The organism is Actinokineospora fastidiosa (assembly GCF_014648415.1).
GTDB classification, from domain to species: domain Bacteria; phylum Actinomycetota; class Actinomycetes; order Mycobacteriales; family Pseudonocardiaceae; genus Actinokineospora; species Actinokineospora fastidiosa.
The window spans coordinates 20840-43492 of sequence record NZ_BMRB01000003.1 but is presented as its reverse complement, the minus strand read 5'-3'; the positions used below and the strand labels follow the sequence as shown (position 1 = coordinate 43492).

General features: G+C 74.0%; 18 protein-coding genes. 9 read left to right on the top strand and 9 right to left on the bottom strand.

Going from position 1 to position 22653, the window contains the following annotated elements:
• Window positions 1–100 precede the first annotated feature (100 nt).
• Entirely contained in the window at window positions 101–1489 is a 1389-nt protein-coding gene (locus IEY98_RS19025) for a class II 3-deoxy-7-phosphoheptulonate synthase (RefSeq protein WP_189211929.1), read from the top strand.
• 185 nt (window positions 1490–1674) lie between these two features.
• Window positions 1675–2031: a hypothetical protein gene (locus tag IEY98_RS19020; RefSeq protein WP_189211928.1), complete on the top strand. Its 357-nt coding sequence runs from the start codon at window positions 1675–1677 to the stop codon at window positions 2029–2031.
• Between the two features lie 19 nt (window positions 2032–2050).
• On the opposite strand, the gene IEY98_RS19015 is transcribed toward IEY98_RS19020, so the two are convergent.
• Complete coding sequence (locus IEY98_RS19015) at window positions 2051–4189, bottom strand: Stk1 family PASTA domain-containing Ser/Thr kinase (RefSeq protein WP_229787074.1); 2139 nt, start codon at window positions 4187–4189, stop codon at window positions 2051–2053.
• A gap of 95 nt (window positions 4190–4284) precedes the next feature.
• Here IEY98_RS19015 and IEY98_RS19010 point away from each other — a divergent pair, with 95 nt between their 5' ends.
• A complete protein-coding gene (locus IEY98_RS19010) occupies window positions 4285–4650 on the top strand; it encodes an Rv2175c family DNA-binding protein (protein ID WP_189211927.1) in 366 nt (121 codons plus the stop codon).
• On the opposite strand, the gene IEY98_RS19005 is transcribed toward IEY98_RS19010, so the two are convergent.
• The 4 genes from IEY98_RS19005 to IEY98_RS18990 all read right to left on the bottom strand — a co-directional run bounded on the left by IEY98_RS19005 (window position 4619) and on the right by IEY98_RS18990 (window position 9652).
• Window positions 4619–5524, bottom strand: coding sequence for a phytoene/squalene synthase family protein (locus tag IEY98_RS19005; protein WP_189211926.1), 906 nt, complete (start codon window positions 5522–5524; stop codon window positions 4619–4621). The genes IEY98_RS19010 and IEY98_RS19005 overlap by 32 nt on opposite strands.
• A 48-nt stretch (window positions 5525–5572) precedes the next feature.
• Complete coding sequence (locus IEY98_RS19000) at window positions 5573–6952, bottom strand: hypothetical protein (protein WP_189211925.1); 1380 nt, start codon at window positions 6950–6952, stop codon at window positions 5573–5575.
• Window positions 6953–7028: 76 nt separating this feature from the next.
• A complete protein-coding gene (gene crtI / locus IEY98_RS18995; RefSeq protein ID WP_189211924.1) occupies window positions 7029–8552 on the bottom strand; it encodes a phytoene desaturase family protein in 1524 nt (507 codons plus the stop codon).
• A gap of 2 nt (window positions 8553–8554) precedes the next feature.
• Window positions 8555–9652, bottom strand: a complete 1098-nt coding sequence (locus IEY98_RS18990; protein ID WP_229787073.1) for a polyprenyl synthetase family protein — start codon at window positions 9650–9652, stop codon at window positions 8555–8557.
• Window positions 9653–9782: 130 nt separating this feature from the next.
• Between IEY98_RS18990 and IEY98_RS18985 the strand changes: the two genes are divergently transcribed.
• Complete coding sequence (locus IEY98_RS18985) at window positions 9783–10667, top strand: methylenetetrahydrofolate reductase (RefSeq protein ID WP_189211923.1); 885 nt, start codon at window positions 9783–9785, stop codon at window positions 10665–10667.
• Here IEY98_RS18985 and IEY98_RS18980 read toward each other — a convergent pair.
• Window positions 10664–11353, bottom strand: coding sequence for an LppM family (lipo)protein (locus IEY98_RS18980; protein ID WP_189211922.1), 690 nt, complete (start codon window positions 11351–11353; stop codon window positions 10664–10666). The two genes, IEY98_RS18985 and IEY98_RS18980, sit on opposite strands and share 4 nt — an antisense overlap.
• Before the next feature lie 90 nt (window positions 11354–11443).
• Here IEY98_RS18980 and IEY98_RS18975 point away from each other — a divergent pair, with 90 nt between their 5' ends.
• Entirely contained in the window at window positions 11444–13111 is a 1668-nt protein-coding gene (locus IEY98_RS18975) for a DUF885 domain-containing protein (RefSeq protein WP_189211921.1), read from the top strand.
• Here the strand turns inward: IEY98_RS18975 and IEY98_RS18970 are convergent.
• Entirely contained in the window at window positions 13097–13672 is a 576-nt protein-coding gene (locus tag IEY98_RS18970; RefSeq protein WP_189211920.1) for a GNAT family N-acetyltransferase, read from the bottom strand. The genes IEY98_RS18975 and IEY98_RS18970 overlap by 15 nt on opposite strands.
• Complete coding sequence (locus IEY98_RS18965; RefSeq protein WP_189211919.1) at window positions 13669–14190, bottom strand: YbaK/EbsC family protein; 522 nt, start codon at window positions 14188–14190, stop codon at window positions 13669–13671. Before IEY98_RS18965 ends, IEY98_RS18970 begins: the two co-directional genes overlap by 4 nt.
• Before the next feature lie 183 nt (window positions 14191–14373).
• Between IEY98_RS18965 and IEY98_RS18960 the strand changes: the two genes are divergently transcribed.
• The 4 genes from IEY98_RS18960 to IEY98_RS32735 all read left to right on the top strand — a co-directional run bounded on the left by IEY98_RS18960 (window position 14374) and on the right by IEY98_RS32735 (window position 17972).
• Window positions 14374–14784 (top strand): SAV_6107 family HEPN domain-containing protein, encoded by a 411-nt coding sequence (locus IEY98_RS18960; RefSeq protein ID WP_189211918.1) that lies wholly within the window; start codon window positions 14374–14376, stop codon window positions 14782–14784.
• Window positions 14781–15539 (top strand): maleylpyruvate isomerase family mycothiol-dependent enzyme, encoded by a 759-nt coding sequence (locus IEY98_RS18955; RefSeq protein ID WP_229787072.1) that lies wholly within the window; start codon window positions 14781–14783, stop codon window positions 15537–15539. Before IEY98_RS18960 ends, IEY98_RS18955 begins: the two co-directional genes overlap by 4 nt.
• A gap of 228 nt (window positions 15540–15767) precedes the next feature.
• Window positions 15768–16493 (top strand): VOC family protein, encoded by a 726-nt coding sequence (locus IEY98_RS18950; protein WP_189211917.1) that lies wholly within the window; start codon window positions 15768–15770, stop codon window positions 16491–16493.
• Window positions 16494–16499: 6 nt separating this feature from the next.
• The gene (locus IEY98_RS32735; RefSeq protein WP_308425905.1) at window positions 16500–17972 is read left to right on the top strand and encodes a phosphotransferase; all 1473 of its coding nucleotides are present in this window, start codon (window positions 16500–16502) and stop codon (window positions 17970–17972) included.
• Here the strand turns inward: IEY98_RS32735 and IEY98_RS18935 are convergent.
• Window positions 17969–22528, bottom strand: coding sequence for an ATP-dependent helicase (locus tag IEY98_RS18935; RefSeq protein ID WP_229787070.1), 4560 nt, complete (start codon window positions 22526–22528; stop codon window positions 17969–17971). The genes IEY98_RS32735 and IEY98_RS18935 overlap by 4 nt on opposite strands.
• Window positions 22529–22653 lie beyond the last annotated feature (125 nt).

Genomic DNA, 22653 nt, shown 5'->3' with positions numbered 1-22653 from the left:
GCGGACCAGTGGTGTACCAACCTGCAAGCGGTTGCGTCCACTTAATGGGACAGGTGTCCCGGTGTGCGGGCGATTCCGGCGACCTCCTACTCTGGACACCGTGAACTGGACCGTGGACGTGCCGGTGGACACGCTTCCCGAGCTCCCACCGCTCCCGCCTGACCTGCGCGCCCGTCTCGACGAGGCCCTCGCCCGCCCGGCCGCCCAGCAGCCGGAGTGGCCCGACGCCGAGCAGGTGCGCCAGGTGCGCACCGTGCTGGAGAGCGTGCCGCCCATCACCGTGCCCGCCGAGATCGACCGGCTGCACCGCCGGCTGGCCGAGGTCGCGCAGGGCCGCGCGTTCCTGCTCCAGGGCGGGGACTGCGCCGAGACCTTCGCCGACAACACCGAGCCGCACCTGCGCGGCAACATCCGCACCCTGCTGCAGATGGCCGTCGTGCTCACCTACGGCGCCAGCCTGCCGGTCGTCAAGGTCGGCCGCATCGCGGGCCAGTACGCCAAGCCCCGCTCGGCGGCCACCGACGCGCTCGGCCTGCCGGTCTACCGCGGCGACATCGTCAACTCGCTGGTCGCCACGCCCGAGGCCCGGGTGCCGGACCCGTCGCGGATGATCCGCGCCTACGCCAACTCCAGCGCCGCGATGAACCTCGTCCGCGCGCTGACCGGCGCGGGCATGGCCGACCTGGCCCAGGTCCACGACTGGAACCGCGACTTCGTCCGCACCTCGCCCGCTGGCGAGCGGTACGAGGCGCTGGCCACCGAGATCGACCGCGGCCTGCGCTTCATGCGCGCCTGCGGCGTCGAGGACACCTCCCTGCACACCGCCGAGGTGTACTCCAGCCACGAGGCGCTGCTGCTGGACTACGAGCGCGCGATGCTGCGCCTGGACAGCGGCGGCGAGGAGCCCAAGCTCTACGACCTCTCCTCGCACTTCCTGTGGATCGGCGAGCGCACCCGCCAGCTCGACGGCGCGCACATCGCCTTCGCCGAGCTGCTGTCGAACCCGATCGGCCTCAAGATCGGCCCCACCACCTCCCCGGAGATGGCGGTGGAGTACGTCGAGCGCCTCGACCCGCGCAACCAGCCCGGCAGGCTGACCCTGATCAGCCGCATGGGCAACGCCAAGGTCCGCGACGTGCTGCCCGCGATCGTGGAGAAGGTCGAGGCGTCCGGCCACAAGGTCATCTGGCAGTGCGACCCGATGCACGGCAACACGCACGAGTCGTCGACCGGCTACAAGACCCGCCACTTCGACCGCATCGTCGACGAGGTGCAGGGCTTCTTCGAGGTCCACAGGCGACTGGGCACGCACCCGGGCGGCATCCACGTGGAACTGACCGGCGAGGACGTCACCGAGTGCCTCGGCGGCGCGCAGGAGATCTCCGACGCCGACCTGTCCGGCCGTTACGAGACCGCGTGCGACCCCCGGCTGAACACGCAGCAGTCGCTGGAACTTGCCTTCCTGGTCGCGGAGATGCTGCGCTCCTGATTGGTTTCTCGCGCAATAGTTAATAACGCAAGAAACCCCGCGCCCTCTCGGCGCGGGGTTTCTCGTTGTGATTCCCCGATAGTGTTTTCTGCCTTGCCTACTCAGGTGATGTCACACATCTCGCCCGGCTGGTCACCTTCCGTTGCCTCTAGCGTTCGCGCTAACCGACGAAGGGTGCGGCTTCGATGGCATTTGCGCCGATCACTGAGGCGAGCGCGGTAGCGCGGTTTCCCGAGTTGGCCCAGCTCGCGGCCCTGCGGACGGCGGGGTGGCGGTTCCGGCCGCTGGCCGACGACCGGGGCGGGCTGCTGTGCATCGCGGGCTGCCGCTGCCACAGACTGCACACCGACGCCCTCTACGTGTTCGACCGCTTCCATGTCGTCGGTGTCCGGCTGCTGGAGGGCGACGGCGGCGGCGTCGTGTGGCTCAGGGACGGCTCCGACCTGACCGAGATCGTCCGGGACCTCATCGCCCTGCCCGCCCCCGGCGAGCCGGGCGCGCCGAACCTGGTGATGAGGCCCAACGCGCTGTGGCTGCCGTAGAGGGCGTCCACAGCGGACGTCAGAACGCGAACACCTGGACCTTGCCGCCGCGCTGCACCCGGGTGCCCGGACCGGGCGACTGGGTGATCACCCGGCCGTTGCCGTTGGAGAACGGCTGCAACTCGATCGACAGCCCCTGCTCGGCCAGCTTCGCCTGCGCCTCGGGCACGGTCAGCCCGCTCAGGTCGGGCACCATCACCGCGTCGGAGACGACGACGGTGACCTGCTTGTTGCCCTTGGCGTCGATGGTCGTGCCCGCGGGCGGGTCGGTGCGGATGACGCGGCCGCCCTCGACGTCCGGGGAGAACTCGGCCGGTCCGTCGACGGGCTGGAAGCCGTTGGCGGTCAGCTCGGCGAACGCCTCGTCGCGGGTCTTGCCGCGCAGGTCGGGGACCTGCTTGGGCGCGGGGCCCCGGCTGAGGATGATGACGACCCGGGTGCCGATGTCCAGCGACGACCCGGCAGGCGGGTTCAGCCGCACGACCCGGCCCTCGGGGACCTGCTCGTCGTAGATGTTGACGGCGTCGTCGCGCTGCGGCTGCAGGCCGTGTTCGCGGATCGCAGCCTCGGCGGCCGCCGGGTCGGCTCCGGGGGCGACGTCGGGCACCACCGGCCTGCCCGCGGACACCACCAGCGTGACCGGGTCGCCGCGCAGCAGCTCGGCGCCCCCGCCGGGATCGGTGCTGATGACCACGCCCTGCGGGACCTGGTTGTGCCGCTGGCGGTCCACCGACGGGGTCAGCCCGGCCTCGCGCACGGCCGCCTCGGCCGCGCTGACCTCCTCGCCCGCCAACGACGGGACGACGGTGTAGCGGCCGGAGGAGAACCACCAGGTCAGCGTGCCGAGCAGGGCCAGGACGAGCACACCGGCGATGCCCATCAGCACATACCGGCGGGTCGCCGACCGCGGCGGCGGCGGGGGCGGCGGGGGACCGGGCAGCGGCTGCGGGCCGGTCGGCGGGGGCGGCTGCTGGGCCGCCTCGATGACCTTCTCCAGGTCCGAGCGCAGCATGGCCCTGGTGCCCTGCGGGCCTGCCGCGCTGAACCCCTGCGGCGGCCGCATCACCGTCGCCTGGCCGATGCCCGCCGCGGCGAGCGCGCCGGTGCTGACCCGGACCGTGGCCTCGGGGTCGTGCACCGGGGCCACCGCGCGCTCGGTCGGCGCGTCGGCGGGATCGGTGGTGACGGTCCTGTCCTCGTCGGGCTCCTCGGGGGCCGGGGCCTCCGGCCCCGGGTCCGGTTCCTGGACGACGGGGACCTCGACCGGCGGCGCGGGCGGCAGCGGGCTCGGCGTCGGCACCGGGATGCGCATCCTCGGCAGCGCCGAGGTCGCGCGCACCTGCTGCAGCTCGGCGAGGAACGCCGCGCCGTCGGCGGGCCGGGCTGCCGGGTCGCGGCGGGTGGCCCGGGTGACCAGCTCGTCGAGGGCGGGCGGCAGGCCGCGGACGAGGGCGCCTGCCTGCGGCACGTCGTCGTTGGCGTGGCGGTAGGCCACCGAGAGCGGGTTGTCGCCCACGTACGGCGGGGCGCCCGTCAGCATCTCGTACAGCACGATGGCCGCGGAGTAGACGTCCCCGCGCGGCGTGGCCGTTCCGGTCGTCACCTGCTCGGGTGACAGGTAGGAGACGGTGCCCAGGATCACGCTGCTCTTGGTCGTCCCCGGGCTCGACAGCGCCCGCACCAGCCCGAAGTCGGCGACCTTGACCACGCCGTTCGCGCCGATGAGCACGTTCTCCGGCTTCACGTCCCGGTGCACGAGGTCGGCGGCGTGCGCGGCGGCCAGCGCGGCCAGCACCGGCTCCAGGATCGACACGGCCAGCGGCGGCGGCAGCGCGCCCCGCTCGATGAGCAGGTCGCGCAGCGTGCCGCCGTCGACCAGCTCCATCACCAGGTACACGTGGTCGCCGTCGAGGCCCTGGTCGTGCACGGCGACGACGTTCGGGTGGTGGATGCGCGCCGCGGAGCGGGCCTCGCGCTCGAAGCGCTCGACGAAGCTGGGGTCGGCGGCGAAGCGCTGGTCCATGACCTTGATGGCGACCGGGCGGTCGAGCCGGGTGTCGACACCCCGGTAGACCGCTGACATGCCGCCGCGCGCCAGCGGAGCGTCGACTCGGTAGCGCTGCTCCAGCAGCGCCCCGATCAGACCCGTCTCCCGCACAGTGGTCGATCGTACGGACGCGCGCGCCGCGCCGTGGCGAAGGCCGGGATTTTCACGGCTGCCTCACATGTCCGGTTGTGGCACAGTGGACAACCGTGAGTTCGATTCCCGCCGCCGCCGACGTGCTCGACCCCGAGGTGGAGGTCCTGCCGCTGCCGGACGTCGCCGCCCGCCTCGACCAGCCGGTCACCCGGGTCCACCAGGCGCTGCGCGACCACCACCTGCTGGCCCTGCGCCGCGGTGGCGTGCTGGCCGTGCCCGCCGACTTCCTCGTCGACGCCGAGGTGGTCAAGGGCCTGCCCGGCACGATCACCGTGCTGCACGACGCCGGGTTCACCCCCGACGAGATGCTGCGCTGGCTGTTCACCGCCGACGAGTCGCTGCCCGGCCGCCCGATCGACGCGCTGCGCGGCAACCGCGGCCGCGAGGTCAAGCGCCGGGCCCAGGCCCTGGCGTTCTGACCCGGGCGAGCAGGCACCGCGCCAGTCCCGGCGCGGCGACCGCCAGCCGCCTGCGCCGGGACACCACCGCGCGGCGGGTCAGCACGTCGTAGTCGGCGCTGGCGATCTCGTCGAGGATGCCCGCGTACAGCCGCGCCGCGGTGTCCACGCACGGGCGCGCCACCGGGTCCAGCAGCGCGATCCCGGGGACGGCCCGGCGGTACACCGCGCGCGTGTGCGCCACCAGGTGCGCGATGGCCCTGCGCACCCTCCGGTCGCCGCCGACCGCGCGGGTGGCCGCCAGCCGCTCCCGGTCGACGCCGAAGGCGGCCAGGTGGTCGGCGGGCAGGTACACCCGGCCGCGGTCGAGGTCCTCGCCGACGTCGCGCAGGAAGTTGGTGAGCTGGAACGCCTCGCCCAGCGCGGCCGCTGCCGGTTCGGCGTCCGCGCGCGGGCCGACGGTGCCCAGCACGGGCAGCATCATCAGCCCGATCACCCCGGCCGAGCCGTGCGTGTACTCGGCGAGCGCGTCCAGGTCCGGGTAGTCGGTCACGGTCAGGTCCATACGCATCGACTTGAGGAACACGTCGAACAGGCCGGGGTCTATGGCGAACCGGTCGACGGTGTCGGCCAGCGCGGCGAGCACGGGGTGGGCGTAGGCGCCGAGGAACGCCGCGTGGAGGTCGTTCTCCAGCGCGTCCAGGGCGGCGGCCGGGTCGGGGCCGGGGGAGTCGACGATCTCGTCCGCGAGCCGGGCGAACCCGTACAGCGCGTGCACGGCGGGCCGCCGGTGCGGCGGGAGGAGCCGGGTCGCGAGGAAGTAGGTGCGGCCGTGCTCGGCGTTGATGAGGCGGCAGGCCGCGTAGGCCGTCGCCAGGTCGGGGTCGGCGCGCATGGCCTGCGCATCCTCGCATAGGGCCTGTCGCGGCCCGTCGCCGTTGTGTCAGCGCTTACAGGCAGCCCACTGGCCTGCCGGGCATTCCTCGGCGACCAGGTCGCCCATGAGCCGGTACCCGGCCACCGCGCTGTCGGTCGCCGTGACGAGGTCCACATCGCACAGTGCCTTGGTCGCGGCGAGGCAGGCGGAGAGCTGGCGGCCAGCGTGCTCCTGCCACGAGTCGCCCGCGGCGACCCCGTACTTCCACACCTGGCCGTCGCCGTAGGCCAGGGCGTAGACGAAGTGGCTGCCCTCGGTCCGGTCCGACGCCGTCGCGGGCTCCACCGCGGCCCGCTCCTGCAGCTGCGTCAGGTCCGGCGCGTCGGCCAGCACGAGCGTCGACCACTCAACGCTGTACGGGTGGTTGCCCGCCACGGAGTTCGCGCGCTGGTAGAACTGCTTCCACTGCGGGGTGTTGAGCGTGCAGCGCGCCTCGCCCTGCTGGCCCGGGGCGACCGGCCCCGCCTTGGTGTCGCAGGTGCCCAGCGGGGCGCCGTCGCCCTGCCAGGTCCCGCGCACGGACACCGTCACCGCGAGCTTGCTGGAGTTGGTGAACCGCACCACGATCGAGCAGCTGTCGGCGCCGCAGCCGTCGAAGTTGTGCTCGCCCTCGGTCACGGTGGTGAGCGCGTCGACCGGGGCGGCCAGGGCGTCGGCGTTCTTGGCGAACTCGGCGTAGAAGGCGGTCAGCTCGGCGGAGGCGTCCTTGATCTCGGCGGTCAGGTCCTCGACGCTGGTCGGGTCCGCGCGGCCGAGCCGGGGCGCCTCGACCTTGAGCAGCCCGTGCGGGGCCTCCTCGGCCAGGTAGAGCGTGCCGCCCTCGGTGGTGACCTTCACCGCGTCCACGCCCGCCACCGATTCCGTCCCGGCCTCGGTGAACGGCTCGTCGCCAGCGGCCTCGGCGCCGCGCGCGAGCTGGTTGCTCAGCGCCTCCGGCGCGAACACCCCGCTGAACTCCAGGCCGAGCAGCCCGCTCGGGGTCTGCACCCAGCGGCCCGCGATCGCCGCGCTGCGGCCGGTGCCGCCGATGCCGGAGATCTCGTTCCAGAAGGCCGCCGCGCCCTTGAGGTAGATCGTGTCGTTGACGACCAGCACCGAGGCGGGCTGGCCGCCGATGACGACCTTGCCCTGGATCTCGCCCGTGCGGGCGGCGACGAGGTCGAAGTCGACCTTCTCGTTCGACGCGGTCATCGTGCCGACGTAGTGGACGGCGCCGGACTCGGCGAGGTCCAGCAGGGACTGCGCTGCCGTCTGGCCCGCCGTGGCGGGCATGACCCCGGCGGCCTGCGGGACGCCCCCGACCGCCGACGTGCACGCGGCCCCCAGGGTGAGCACGGCCCCGAGGGCGACCACCGCCCCGCCGCGCCGCCGTCCCCGCATCCGCATCCGCCGCTCCTACTCGCCGTCCGCCCGCGCCCCCGGCATTATCTCCGCCGGATTCCCCTGGGGCGCGCCCGAAAACTCACATTCCGCTTACAGATTCCCCGCGCCCGCGCGAGCGGCCCGCCGACTGGCCGGTTCCGGTCACGCGCTGCGCGGCCAGCCGTCCGGAGATCACCACCGGCGGGATGCCGACGCCGGGCGTGGTCCCGCTGCCCGCGAGCACCACGTTGTCGGCCCCCGGCACCAGGTTGCGCGGGCGGAACGGGCCGGTCTGGGCGAAGGTGTGCGCCACGGAGAACGGCGTGCCCTCGGCCAATCCGGCCGCCGCCCAGTCCGCCGGGGTCACCAGGCGCAGGTCCGTGGTGTCCGCACCGAACCCGGTGAGCCCGCGCCGGTCGAGCTCGGCGGCCAGCTCGTCGCGGTAGACCGGGCCGATCCGCCGCCAGTCCACCGGGCCGACCGCCAGGTTCGGGCAGGGCGCGAGCACCGACACCAGCTCCCGGCCGTCCGGGGCCAGGCCGGGGTCGGTCTTCGTCGGGCGGGTCACCAGCAGGGACGGGTCGCGCATCAGGCGCCCGCGCCGGGTGATCTCGCTGAAGGTCCGCTCCCACTCGCGGCCGAAGAAGATCGTGTGGTGGTCCAGCTCCGGCCAGGACCTCGGCGAGCTGGTGTGCAGCACGACCGCGGACGGCGAGTAGCGCAGCCGCAGCGGCCTGCGCGGGGTGATGCCCAGCAGCCGGTAGCTCGCGGCGAGGTCGGCGGTCAGCACGACGGCGTCGCAGGGCACCCGCTCGCCCGAGGTCGTGCGCACGGCGTGCACGCGGCTGCCGATGCGCTCCAGCCAGGCGGCCGCCGTGCCGTAGCGGAAGCGCACCCCCGCGCGCCCCGCGGCGGCGGCCATCGTCTCGGCCACCGCGCCCATGCCGCCGCGCGGGTAGTACACGCCCGCGACGGTGTCCATGTACGCGATCACCGCGTAGGCCGCGAGCGCCCGGCTCGGGGCGACGCCTGCGTACAGCGACTGGAAGGAGAACAGCCTGCGCAGGCGCTCGTCGGACAGGTGCCGGGCCACGGCGGGGCCGAGCCTGCCGAACCCGCCGAGCGCGGCGAGCCGGGCCAGCTCGGGCCGGGCGAGGTCGGCGGGGGAGTCGAAGTTCGCGCCGATGAACCGGTCCCGCTCCACCTGGTACAGCCGCGTCAGCCAGGCGCGCAGGCTGCGGTAGCCCGCCGCCTCGCGGGGCCCCGCGACCCGCCGGACCTCGGCCTCCATCGCCGCCGCGTCGGTGTGCACGGCGACGGTGCTGCCGTCGGCGAAGTGCGCGCGGTACGCGGGGTCGAGGCGGACCAGGTCCAGCTCGGCCACGGACGCCCCGACCGCGCTCAGCGCCTCGTCGATCAGCTCCGGCATGGTGAGCACGGTCGCGCCCGTGTCGACCCGGTGCCCGGCGATGACCTCCTGCCCGGCCCGGCCGCCGGGCGCGGCCGCGGCCTCCAGGACGGTCACCTCGCGGCCCGCGCCCGCCAGGTGCAGCGCGGCCGAGAGCCCGGAGAGCCCCGCGCCGACCACGACCACGTGATCGGTCCGGCCGGTGATGGTCCGCATGGTCAGCTCGTCCTCCGCCCCGCGGCCACCGCCAGCTCGGCCAGCACCCGGTCGGCGGGTCCGGCCAGGTCGGCGCGGTCGAGCGCGGCCAGCGCGGTCGCGGTGAGGGCGTCGATGCGCCGTTCCACCTCGGCGACCGCGCCCACCTCCACCAGGATGCCGCGCACGTCGGCGAGGGTCGTGGGGGACAGGTCGTCGGCGCCGAGGGCGGCGCGCAGGACGGCGGCGCGGTCCCCGGCCATCGCCATGCCCAGGGCCATGAGCAGCGTGCGCTTGCCCTCGCGCAGGTCGTCGCCCGCGGGCTTGCCGGTGACCTCGGTGTCGCCGTACATGCCGAGCAGGTCGTCGCGCAGCTGGAAGGCCAGGCCGATGTCGGCGCCGAAGGCGCGCAGCGCGGCCACCGTCGGCGCGGGCGCGCCCGCCAGCGCCGCGCCCAGGTGCAGCGGGCGCTCGACGGTGTAGGCGGCGGTCTTCATCCTGGCCACGCTCAGCGCCGTCGCCTCGGACTCGTCGCCTCGGGCCTGGGTGAGCACGTCGAGGTACTGCCCGGCCAGCATCTCCGCGCGCATGGCCTGCCACGGCGGCAGCGCGGCGGCCAGGCGGCCCGCGTCGAGGCCCGAGGTGGCGAACATGTCGTCGGCCCAGGCCAGGGCCAGGTCGCCGAGCAGGATCGCGGTCGCGGCGCCGAAGCGGTCCGGCTCGCCGAGCCAGCCCGCCTCGCGGTGCCGGGCGGCGAAGTCCATGTGCACGGTGGGCTTGCCCCGGCGCATCGCGGAGGCGTCCATCAGGTCGTCGTGCACCAGCGCGCACGCCTGGATCAGCTCCAGCGCGCTGACCCCGCGCAGCACCGCGCGCGCGTCCACGCCCGCGCCCGCGCCGCCCGCGCCGCGCCAGCCCCACCAGGCGAACGTGGGCCGCAGCCGCTTGCCGCCGCCGAGCACGAACCCGGCCAGCGACGCCACCGCCGTGCCGAACGACGGCGCGGCCTCGGCCATGTCCGCGTGCCGCGTCACCAGGTAGTCGGTCAGCGCCCGCTCGACGTGCGCGGCCACCGCGTCGTCGATGGGTGCCTCGGGATGGGGTCGGAGCGCCTGCTGCACCCCGCTATCGTCCGCTGTGACCGTGCTCCCGGTCGCGCCGGGGTGTCCCGGCTCGCACCGTTGTTCCGATTGGTGGAACCAGCAGTCCACGAGATGGGCGCTGTCCCGGTGGCTGGATACCCTTTAAACCATGACCACGGTGGTGGAGCGCATCAGATCAGGCCGTCCGGTCTTCTCCGTCGAGTTCATGCCGCCCCGCGACGAGGCCGACGAGCAGCGGCTGTGGCGGGCGATCCGCGAGCTGGAGGGCCTGGACCCGGCCTTCGTGTCCGTCACCTACGGCGCGGGCGGCTCCAGCCGCGACCGCACCCTGCGCACCACCGGCAGGCTCGCGCGGGAGACCGACCTGTGCTCGATGGCACACCTCACCGCCGTCAACCACTCCGTGGCCGAGCTGCGCAACGTCATCGGCTGGTTCGCCGAGCAGGGCATCCGCAACGTGCTGGCCCTGCGCGGCGACCCGCCCGGCGACGTGATGGGCGAGTGGGTCCAGCACCCGCAGGGCCTTGCCTACGCCGAGGACCTCGTGCGCATGGTCCGCGACCTCGGCGACTTCTGCGTCGGCGTAGCCGCCTTCCCCTACGGCCACCCGCGCTCGGCCGACCTCGACACCGACACCGACCACCTGGTGCGCAAGCTCAACGCGGGCGCCGACTTCGCCATCGCCCAGCTGTTCTTCGAGCCCGAGGACTTCCTGCGCCTGCGCGACCGGGTCGCCGCCCGCGGCTGCGACGCGGCGATCCTGCCGGGCGTGATGCCGATGACCACGCCGAAGGTGCTCGCCAAGACCATCGAGCTGTCCGGCTCCGACGTGCCCGCGCGCATCGCCGCCCGCCTCGACCCGCTCGTCGACGACGCCAAGGCCTTCCGCGCCGAGGGCGTCGACATCGTCACCGAGACCTGCCAGCGGCTGCTGGCCGAGGGCGTGGACGTGCTGCACTTCTACACGTTCAACCGCTCGAAGGCGACGCGCGAGGTGGTGGCCCGGCTGGGGCTGGTGCCCGCCAGGGCCTAGTGCCGCTGGACCTCGGGCCTGCGGTCGCGCCGGTGCGTGGCCAGGGCGAGCACCACGACCAGCAGCGCGACGCCCACGGCGCCAGCGCCGACGATCGCCACCCACTTCGTCCAGGACACGCCGGAGCGGTCGCTGTACTCGATCGTGGCCAGGAACTCGGTGACCGCGCCCGGCTTCGGCGTCCAGCTCACCGTGCCGTCCTCGTTCACCCCGTTGGTCTGGATCACCGTGCCCGGGAAGGCGACCCGCAGCCGCACGTCCGCCCGGTCGGCGGGCAGCTCGCTCAGGTCGGCGGAGCCCGCCATGGTGACCAGGTTGCCGGAGCGGCGGAAGCTCAGCCGGTACTGCCTGCCCGGGGTGAGCGTCTGGGTGAGCAGGCCGACCTCGGCGAAGGTCAGCTCCTGGAAGCTGACCGTGGTCCCGACGTAGCCGTCGGCGGTGTACGGCTCGGTCTTGACCTTCGCCATGAGCTCCGGCGGCACGGTCAGCTCCGGGCCCGTGTCCTCCTTGCGCAGCAGGACCGAGGCGATCACCAGCTGGCCGGACACGGTGTCGCGGTCGGACACCGCGAGGGCCGCCTGCACGCGCACGCAGCCCGACAGCGCGAGCGTGGCCACGACTGCGAGCACGGCCAGTAGGGCCTGCCTGCGGAAACGGGGACGGCTGTCGGTTTCGCGGGAGTGCACCCGTGTCATCCTGCCGTACCTGCCCGGACCGTTCAGCGGGGGAGGTGATGCGGTGCCGTGGGCGGTCACCCGACAGGTAGCGTGCCGGGCATGGCGTCCCCACATGACGGTGTGCACAAGATCAGCGATTCCTACGTCGACGACCTCGCGGCGCTGGACCCCATCCTGGCCACGTACGAGGGCATCGTCGGCTACGACGACCGCATGCCCGACCTCTCCCCGGACGGGGTGGCGGCCAGGGCGGAGCTGGCGCGCAGGGCGCTGGCGGCGATGGCCGCCGCCGAGCCCGCCGACAAGTCCGAGGCCGACGCCAAGGCGGTCTTCACCGAGCGGGTCGGGGTCGTCGCCGACCTCTACGACGCGGGCGAGCTGACCGCGCCGCTGAACGTCATCGCCTCGGCGCCGCAGGACATCCGCCAGGTGTTCGACCTGATGGCCACCGAGACGGCAGACGACTGGGCGGTCATCGCCAAGCGCCTCGCGGGCGTGCCGGACGCGCTCGCGGGCTACCGGGCAGCGCTGCTGGCCGCCGCCGACGCCGGGCAGGCCCCCGCGCTGCGCCAGGTCGTCAAGACCGCGGAGCAGTGCCGCGTCGCCGCCGACGGCCACTTCACCGGACTCGTCGCTGGCGCGTCCGTGACCAGCGACGCCCTGCGCGCCGACCTCGACGCCGCCGCTGGCAAGGCGGCCGCGGCGTACGGCGAGCTGGCCGAGTTCCTGACCGGCGAGCTGGCAGCGCGCGCCCCCCGGGAGGACGCGGTGGGCGAGCGGCGCTACCAGCTGTGGTCCCGCAACTTCCTCGGCGCGAGGATCGACCTGCACGAGGCCTACGAGTGGGGCTGGGCGGAGTTCAGCCGGGTCGAGGCGGAGATCAAGCAGGTCGCCGAGCGGATCGCGCCCGGCGCTGGCATCGCGGGCGCCGCGGCGGCCCTCGACGCCGACCCGCGCTACCGCATCGCGGGCAAGCAGGCGTTCCAGGACTGGATGCAGGGCCTGTCCGACCAGGCGCTCGCCGACCTGCGCGGCGTCCACTTCGACATCCCGGACCGGCTCATGGCCCTGGAGTGCCTGATCGCCCCGCCCGGCGGCGTCGTCGGCGCGTACTACACCGGCCCGACCGAGGACTTCAGCAGGCCCGGCCGCATGTGGTGGTCGGTGCCCGACGGCAAGACCGACTACTCCACCTGGCGCGAGGTCACGACCGTCTACCACGAGGGCGCGCCGGGCCACCACCTGCAGATCGCCACTGCGGTGTTCCAGGGCGACAGCCTCAACCGGTTCCAGCGCTCGATGGCGTGGGTGTCCGGGCACGGCGAGGGCTGGGCGCTCTACGCCGAGCGGCTCATGCGCGAGTTCGGCTACCTCGACGACGACGGCAACCTGCTGGGCATGCTCGACGCCCACCTCTTCCGCGCCGCCCGCGTGGTGATCGACCTCGGCGTGCACCTCGACCTGGAGATCCCGCGCGGCACCGGCTTCCACGAGGGCGAGCGGTGGAACGCCGAGCTGGCCCTGGAGTTCCTGCGCACCCGCACGATCACCGACCCGGACTGCATCGCCGACGAGGTCGACCGCTACCTGGGCTGGGCGGGGCAGGCGCCTGCGTACAAGCTCGGCGAGCGGCTGTGGCTGGCCGCGCGCGACGAGGTCAAGGCGCGCAAGGGGTCGGCGTTCGACCTCAAGGAGTTCCACCAGCGCGCGCTGGAGATGGGCGGCATGGGCCTGGACACCCTGCGCGAGCGGCTAGCGCTCCTCTAGGGGCAGCACCCGGCCGAGGACGCCGAAGGGGCGCGGGTCGCCCGCGAAGCGGTAGTGCCGCAGGACGTCGGTGAAGCCGAGCCTGCGGTACAGCCGCCACGCGCGCGACGGGCCCTCCGGCGTCGACAGCAGCACGTGCGCGCTGGGGACGCCGTCCACCAGCCGGGCCACCAGCTCCGCGCCGGTGCCCCGGCCCTGGATCTCCGGGCGCACGTGCAGCTCGGTCAGCTCGAAGTAGTCCGACATCCACAGGTCGGCGACCGCGGCGCCGCTCTGCTCGGTGACCCCGCGGCGCACCTGCTCGTGCCACCACTGGCCGGGTGCGCCGCGGTAGCCGTAGGCGATCCCGGCCAGGCGGCCGCGGTCGTCGAGGGCGGCCACGCAGCGCCAGCCCTCGCGCATCATGTGCGCCAGCCACATCGGGGCCCGCTGCTCGGCCGTGCCCTGGGGGTAGCGCATCGCGGTGACGTAGAGGTCGAGGGCCTCGCGCAGCCGCGCGCGCAGCTCGTCGACCCGCAGTTCGACGAACCGTTGCACGTGGGGGGACGGGGCGGCGGTCACGGAATGGGATCATCCTCTCCCACGGCCACGACCGCAGCGGTGCCCCCGGTCAGGATCACCAGATCGGCGTAGGTGGTGGGGAACACCGACTTCGGGTGCCCGGCCGCGGCCCACACCACCGGGTAGTCGGCCAGAGCGGTGTCCACCAGGGTCGGCACGGGCGCGGGGTGGCCGACGGGGCCGACGCCGCCGATGGCGTGCCCGGTGTGCAGGCGCACGAACGCAGGCTCGGCGCGGCTGATGGCGTCCGCCCCGGTGAGCGCGGCCAGCCTGGCCGGATCGGCGCGGTGCCTGCCCGAGGTGAGCACGAGCAGCGGCCGCTTCTCCGCGCCGTGGTGGGCGGCGAACACCAGGCTGTTGGCGATCGCGCCGACCTCGATCCCCAGCGCGGCGGCGGCCGCGGCCGCGGTGCGCACGTCGTCGTCGAGCATCCGGATCCCGGCTGCGGCCCCGGCCATGCCCTTGGCCCGCAACTCCGCGGCGATCGTCAGCACCGCGGGGTGGTCGAGTGTGGTCACCGCTCCATCACATCACCTTCCGGATGCGGCGGTTGATAGGCCCCCTTCCTGCGGTTACGGTGGTACTATCGAACACAAGTTCGATACGGCTCGGCGGTGCGGCGGGGGAAGCGCCTCGCCGCCGAGCCCCGCCGGCTCCCCTCGGCGGCCCACCAGCGGTCCAGTCGAGGAGAGGAGTCCCCCGTGACCAGCACCCTGGACTTCCCCGTCACCCCGGCCGTGCCGCCCACCGCGGTGGCCTTGCTGCGCCAGGCCGAGGACGGCCTGACCGAAGCCGCCCGCCAGTCCCACCCCGCCTACCGCTTCGCCGACGCGTACCTGTGCGCCCTGCGCGCCGCCGCGGCGCTGCTCGCCGTGCGCGGGCGGCCGCACCGGGGGCGGGCCAAGCCCACCAGCGTCTGGACGCTGCTGTCGTCGGTGGCCCCGGAGATGCGCGAGTGGGCGGCGTTCTTCGCCTCCTGCTCGGGCACGCGGGCCGCCGTGCAGGCCGGTCTGGTCGACCGGGTGGGCCCGCGCGCCGCGGACGACCTGGCCCGCCAGGCCGGGCTGTTCGTCGCCCTGGTGCACCGCGCCGTCCACGGCTCCCGGCGGTGACCCGCGCCCTCACCCAGGACGACCTGCTCGACGTGGTGGAACGGGAGGGCACCCGCGCGGCCATGGCCGCCGAGGGCGCCGACCACGACCGCCCCGTGCCCGGCTGCCCCGGCCTGACGGTCGGGGAGACCGCCCGCCACCTCGGCAGCGTCTACCGCATGGTCGTGACCTGGATCCGCACCGGCACGCGCCCGGCCATCTGGCACCGAGAACCCGCCGACGGCGAGACGGTGGAGAACTACCTCCGCGACGGCCTCCGCGCCCTGCTGGGCGAACTGGCCGCGCATCCGCCGAACACCCCGTGCGCCACCTGGCACCCCGACGACCGCACCTACGCCTTCTGGCGCAGGCGCATGGCGCACGAGTCGACGATCCACCGCACGGACATCGAAGCCGCCCAATCCCGCGACCTGAGCCCGATACCGGACGAGGTCGCTCTGGACGGCATCGACGAGGTCATGACCCTCTGGTTCACCCACCGCCTGGCGGAGAAGGGGGTGGCGGGCACCCGCCCGGCCACGGTGGCGGTCCGCTCGGCCCACCGGACCTGGCTGGCCACAATGGACGCGACAGGCACGTCAACGGCCGAGGTGTCGCCCACAACCCCCGCCGACGCGGTGATCACCGGAGATCCGACCGAGCTGTACCTGTGGCTCTGGGGCCGCCGCGCCGTCTACGACCGAGCGATAACGCAATCCGGCGACTTCGACGCGATAGCGCAGTTCTGGGCACTGCTCCGCCTGGCCACCAAGTAGACACCGACCGGCATCCCGTCTGGGGAGGACACGAGCCACCGTGTCCTCCCCACCTGCCTGGTCTCACCCCTTCTCCAGCGCAGCACCCCCTTCGTTTCTTGCGAGCCTTCTCTCGACTCCGTAGCCCCCGATCACGCCGCCTCATCCCATCCGGGCCGCAGCACCCGACCGCCCCGTCACGCCGGAAATTGGCGCGACGGCGTCCTCGGGGTCGACTACGGTGCCGCCATGGCGACTCGTTTGGTGAGCGTGGTTGTCGACGCGGCCGACATGCGCGGGCAGGCCGAGTTCTGGGCGGCCCTGCTCGACTGGCCGCTGACCTTCGCCGACCACGAGGAGGTCGATGTCGAGCCCGCGGCCGGGGACGGGTGCCCGCTGGAGTTGGTGTTCGTCCCGGTCGCCGAGCCGAAGGTCGCCAAGAACCGGCTCCACCTCGACCTCGCCTCCGCTACCCCCGAGGCGCAGCTGGCCGCAGTCGCCCGCGCCGAGGAGCTCGGCGCCCGCCGGATCGACATCGGCCAGGGCGCAGTGCCGTGGGTGGTCATGGCCGATCCGGAGGACAACGAGTTCTGCGTCCTCGACCCCCGCCCCGAGTACGCCGACACCGGCGCCCTAGCCGCGATCGTCGTGGACACCACCGACGTCGCCGCCTCCGCCACCTTCTGGCAGGCCGCGAGCGGCTGGAACCTCCTTCGCCAGACCGACGGAACGGCAGCACTGCGCCACCCCGAGACCCGCGGCCCCTGGCTCGAGTTCCTGCCCGCCGCCCCGAAGACGGTGAAGAACCGCCTACACCTCGACGTGGCCCCCTACCCCGACGACACCCTGGACGCCGAAGCCCACCGCCTCCTCGCCCTGGGCGCCACCGAGACCGACATCGGCCAAGGCAACGTCCCCTGGAAAGTCCTGGCCGACCCCCAGGGTAGCGAGTTCTGCATCCTCAGCCCCCGCTGATCCCCCGTGCCCCCCACCACCCCCGACGAGCCCGCCCTCCGCGCCCTGCTCGCTCGCCACCGCCTCCCCGTCACCACTGTGACCTACCTGGGCGAAGGCCAGGACAACATCGCCTACAAGGCCGACAACTACATCGTCCGCGTAGCCAAGCAGCCTGCCCCACCTGCCGACCCAGCCCCGCCGCCGCACGCCCACGCCACCACCCAAGCCGCCTCCTCCAGCCGCGACTCCACACACGCCGACGCGCCTAGCCGCGCTGCCGGGCATGCTTACCCGCCCGACGGCGATGGTGGGCAGCCTGACTTACGCAGCCCCGCAGTCGGACTCCACGAACGCCGACCCGAAGCTGTCGGCGACGAAGCCGGTGTCGCTCCTGGCCAAGCCCTCCTGTCCAACTCACCCAGCCTGCCCGACTCACCCAGCCGCGTCGCTGCCCAGGGCGCTTCGCCCGGCCGCGTCGCTGCGCAGGGCGCCTTGCGCGACGGCGTTGCCCGGCAGAGCGGCCTGCCCGGTCACGTTGTCGAGCAGGGTGGCTTGCCTGATCACGTTGTCGGGCAGGTTGGCTTGCCTGGTCACGTTGCCGGGCAGAGCGGTTTGCCTCGTCACGTTGTCGGGCAGGGTGGCTTGCCCGGTCACGTTGCCGGGCAAACTGGCTTGCCTGACCGCGGTGTCGGGCAGGGTGGTTTGTCCGGCCTCGGTGTCGAGCAGGCTGGTCTGGCTGCTCGTGCTGCCGCCACCAAGCGGGATGCGGACTTGCTTACGGCTGTTGGCGCGTTGCTTGCCGCGGGCGGGGTCGCGGTTGCCGTGCCTGTGCCGCTGGTGGTGGACGCCGAGGCTGGTGTCCTCGTCTACCGCGAGCTGCCGGGTAAGCAGCTTCTCGATGTCCGCTTCGGGGACATCGACATCGAACCCGAGCTGAGGCGGGTGGACGATGCCGCGTTGGCGGGTCCGCTCGCCGATCTGCTCACCGTGCTCCACAACGCGCCCGTGGCGGAGTTCGGTGTGCTCGCGGGGGTGGACGACGAGTCGACCGGGGTCTGGCTGGCCGAGGCCGTCGAGTCGTATCGGTCCATCTCCTCCTTTCTGACAGCGGCGCAACGCCGGGCTGTCGAGTCCTTCCTGGATAGTGAGCCGCCCGCCATGGCCGGGCCGCTTGTCTTCTCGCACAACGATCTCGGTGCTGAGCATCTGCTCGTCGACACCGAGACCGGCGTGCTCACCGGCGTCATCGACTGGACTGACGCCGCCGTCACCGATCGCGCCCAGGACTTCGCGCGGCTGTTCCTCGACCTCGGACCGGCGGTGCACGACGCCGTCCTCAGCCACTACCGCGGTCCCTACGGCGCGGCCGACTTCGACCGCACGGTGTTCTACGCCCGCTGCACCCTCATCGAGGACGCCGCGTACGGGATCGAGACCGACAACCCGGCGTACTACCGGGCGGCCATCGCCCACTTCCCGCACACGTTCGACGCCTAGCCGCGCAGGCGTAAGCCCTTCGGCGTCGCGCGGAAGCCCGCCTCGCGTAAGACATCCGCCAGCGACGACGTGAGCGCCACCTCGCCATCGGCGCGCTGGACCGACAGCTCGCCTAACCAGCCGTCGCGCACCGCCCGGGACAGGCCCTCCGCGGCGGAGCGGAGGGTGGCCTCGGCCTCGGTGAACGACAGCAGCGTCCGACCACCCCGCTCCACGTACAGCGCGGGCGTGCCGTCCACGAGCACGGCTAAAGCTCCCGCCTTGCGGGCCGGACGGTGGCCACCAGCGCCGACCGGGTCCGGCCACGGCAGGGCGGCCCCGTACGGCTGGGCCGGGTCGGCCGCGGCCAGGACCACCGCTTCCGCGTCAGCCACCGCGTCATCCGAGCGGGACAACGCGCGCAGCCGGTCCACCGCGCCACGACTGGCGAACTGCGCCGCGCCCAGCCCTTCCACGACATAGCCGCGGATGATCTGCCCGGACTCCTCCATCGCCCGCAGCACCTTGTAGACCCCGCTGAACCCGCCCGTCACGCGCTCGGTGTCCAGCGCGCCCCTGGTCAGGACGCCGTGGCGTTCCAGGAACGCCTCGGCCCGGGCGTGCGCCCGCCGGGTGGTCTCCGTCTCGCGGTCGGGGACCAGCGACCACCTGCCCGCCACCGTCGGCGGGCCCGTCCGGCTCGGCATGCTCGGGCGCGCCGCGCGCATCCGGGCGTAGCGGCCGCGGGGCGCCGACCGACGCGGCCGATGGGCACCGCCGCCGGACAGCACCGCCCGCAGGGGCGCCAAGGTGTCGTTGGTGACCAGACCGCCCCACACGAGGTCCCACAGGGCGGCGATCACGTCCGCGTCACCGGGCGCCTCGGCGCCTCCGTCGAGCAGTACGGCACTGGCACGCTCGGCCAACTGGCGGAAGAACAGCGCGCCACCGTCCAAAGCGGACAGCACCGCGCCGTGCAGCGGGGTGTCGGGCACCGCCTCCTCGACATCGGGCAGCAGCAGGTCGGCGACGTCGGACGGGGCCAGCGCGAGCCAGCCGTCGCCGCCCGCAAGCGACCCCGTGCCGCACCACGTCACCTCCCCCGTCGCGGTCAACTCGTCGAGGAGGGCGGGGCTGTAGCCCGGCAACCGGGCGGGCAGCACCAGCGATTCCACCGCGCTCGCGGGCAGCGGGGCCCCCGCCAACTGCTCGATCACCGACAGCACATCGTCAGCGGTCGGCAGCCCGCGCTGCTTGCGGCCCACGCCGTGCCACCCCGGCAGGAACCGCCCCAGCGCGGCCGGTTCGACCGGCTCGACCTCGGCGCGCAGCCGGGCCAGCGACGCGCGCCGCAGCCGTCGCAGCACGTCGGCGTCGCAGAACTCGGTGTGCGTGCCGCCGGGCCGCAGTTCGCCGCGCACCAGCCTGCCGGACCCCGCCAGCCGTTCCAGCACGCCCGTCACCACCGACACCCCCAGCCCGAACCGCTCGGCGGCCTCCGCCGCCGGGAACGGCCCGTGCGTGCGGGCATAACGCGACAGCAGGTCGCCGAGCGGGTCGGGAACCGGCTCGGTGAACACCTCCGGCACACCGACCGGCAACGCGGTGCCCAGCGCGTCCCGGACCCGGCCCGCGTCCTCGATGGCGATGAACCGCTCCTCGCCGCCGATGCGCACCCGCAGCGCGCGCCGGGCCTGCTGCAGCTCGGCCAGCCACTCCGGCCGCACGCCCCGCTCGGCCGCCTCGGCCTCGCTGAGGTCGCCCAGGAAGCGCAGCAGGTCGGCGGCGTCCTCGGCGTGCCGGGCGTGCCGCTCCGGCGTGAGCCGCTGCAGCGAGCGCTCGACCTCAGCCACGATCTCCGGGTCGAGCAGCTCCCGGATGGCCTCCGACCCCAACAACTCGGCCAGCAGCGCGCTGTCCAGGGACAACGCGGCCGCGCGGCGTTCGGCCAGGGGGACGTCCTCGCCGTAGAGGAACATCCCGATGTAGCCGAACAGCAGGCTACGGGCGAACGGCGACGCCGACTGCGTCTGGACCTCTACCACCCGCACGCGCCGCGCCCGCACGTCCGTCATCAGCTCACGCAGGCCCGCGACGTCGTACACGTCCTGCAGGCACTCGCGCATCGCCTCTAGCACGACCGGGAACTGCTCGTACTTCGACGCCACCGACAACAGCTGCGCCGATCGCTGCCGCTGCTGCCACAGCGGGGTCCGACGGCGCGGGTCCCGCCGGGGCAGGAGCAGCGAGCGGGCCGCGCACTCCCGGAACCGGGAGGCGAACAGCGCGGAGCCGCCCACCTCGGCGACGATGATCTGCTCGACCTCCTCGGGCGCGAGGATCACGTCCTCGGCGCCCGCGACCAGCTCCCGCCCGGAGTCGTCGACCGTGTCGGGCAGCCGGACGACGATGCCGTCGTCGGAGTGCGCGATCTGCGCCTCGACCCCGCGCGACTCGCGCAGCCGGGCGCCGATGGCCAGCGCCCACGGCGCGTTGACCTGCGCGCCGAACGGCGAATGCACCACCAGCCGCCAGTCGCCCAGCTCGTCGCGGAACCGCTCGACCAGCAGCGTGCGGTCGTCGGGGATGTGCCGGGTGGCCTCCCGCTGCTCGGCCAGGTACGCCAGCAGGTTGTCGGTCGCCCACGCGTCGAGCCCGGCCGCGGCCGCCCGCTCCCGGGCCGCCGCGGGCTCGGCGGCGGCCAGCTCCCGCAGGAACGCGCCCTGCGCGCGGCCCAGTTCCAGCGGCCGACCCGGGGAGTCGCCCTTCCAGAACGGCATCCGCGCGGGCTCGCCCGGGGCGGGCGTGACGATCACCCGGTCGTGGGTGATGTCCTCGACCCGCCACGCGGACGTGCCCAGGAGGAACGTGTCGCCCACCCGCGACTCGTACACCATCTCCTCGTCCAGCTCGCCGACCCGCGACCCGGGCCGCCCCTCGTCGCCCGGGGTCATGACGGCGAACAGCCCGCGGTCGGGGATCGTGCCGCCGGAGGTCACCGCCAGCCGCTGGGCGCCCGGTCGACCGCGCAGCTCCCCGGAGATCCGGTCCCAGGTGACGCGCGGACGCAGCTCGCCGAACTCCTCCGACGGGTACCGCCCCGCGAGCATGTCCAGCACCGCGTACAGCGCCGAGTCGGGCAGCGCCGCGTACGGGGCCGCCCGCCGCACGACCGACGCCAGCTCGTCCACCGTCCACGGCTCCACCGCCGTCATCGCCACGATGTGCTGGGCCAGCACGTCGAGCGGGTTGCGGGGGTAGCGCACGGCCTCGATCGCGCCCGCCGACATCCGCTCGGCGACCACCGCGCAGGAGACGAGGTCGCCGCGGAACTTCGGGTACATCACCCCGCGCGACACCGCGCCCACCTGGTGCCCGGCCCGGCCCACCCGCTGCAGCCCGGCCGCCACCGTCGGCGGCGACTCGACCTGCACCACCAGGTCGACCGCGCCCATGTCGATGCCCAGCTCCAGCGACGAGGTCGCCACCACGCACGGCAGCCGCCCCGCCTTCAGGTCCTCCTCCACCATCGTCCGCTGCTCGCGCGACATGGACCCGTGGTGGGCCCGCGCCACCACGGGCGTGGTCGTCCGCGCCAGCCCCGACTGCCCGATGGCCTCCGCGGGGAAGCGGTCCAGGTCGGGCACCTCCTCCTCGGCCAGCTCGTTGAGCCGCGCGGTCATCCGCTCCGCCAGCCGCCGCGAGTTGGCGAACACGATCGTCGACCGGTGCCCGCGGACCAGCTCCAGCACGCGCCGCTCCACCGACGGCCAGATCGAGTTCCTCGGCGGCGGCCGGATGCCGTCCTCCTCGCTCATGGGCGGCTGCTCGTCAAGCCGGGACATGTCCTCGACCGGCACCTCCACCCGCACCTCGATCGTCTTGGCCGACGCGGGCCGCACCACCGTCACCGGCCGCCCGCCGCACAGGAACGCGCTCACCTCCTCAACCGGCCGCACCGTCGCCGACAGCCCGATCCGCTGGGCCGGGGACTCCAGCAGGGCGTCGAGCCGCTCCAGCGACAGGGCCAGGTGCGCGCCGCGCTTGGCGCCCGCGACGGCGTGGACCTCGTCGACGATCACCGTCCGGACCCCGCGCAGCGACTCCCTGGCCGCGGACGTGAGGATCAGGAACAGCGATTCCGGCGTCGTGACCAGCACGTCGGGCGGGGTCCGGGCGAACGCGCGCCGCTCGTCGGCAGGGGTGTCGCCCGTGCGCATGCCCACCGTGATGTCCGGCTCGGGCAGGCCGAGCCGGTGCGCGGCCTGGCGGATGCCCGCCAGCGGCGCCCGCAGGTTGCGCTGCACGTCCACCGCCAGCGCCTTCAGCGGGGACACGTAGAGCACCCGGCACCGGTGCTTGACCTCGGCGGGCGGGCCCTCGGTTGCCAGCCGGTCCAGCGCCCACAGGAACGCCGCCAGCGTCTTGCCGGAGCCCGTGGGGGCGACGACTAACGCGTGCTCGCCCGCCGCGGCCGCCTGCCACGCCCCCGCCTGCGCGGCGGTGGGCGCGGCGAAGGCCCCGGTGAACCACTGCCTGGTGGCCGGGCTGAACACGTCGAGAACGTCGCTGCTCACCCGGCCATCTTCACCCAGCCCACCGACGGCCGTCGGAAGTTGTCCACAGGCCCCGGCTGTCCACAGCCTGCCGGGTCGCCCTTGACACGACCGCCACTTGCCAGGACCGCGACCATGGACGCGAC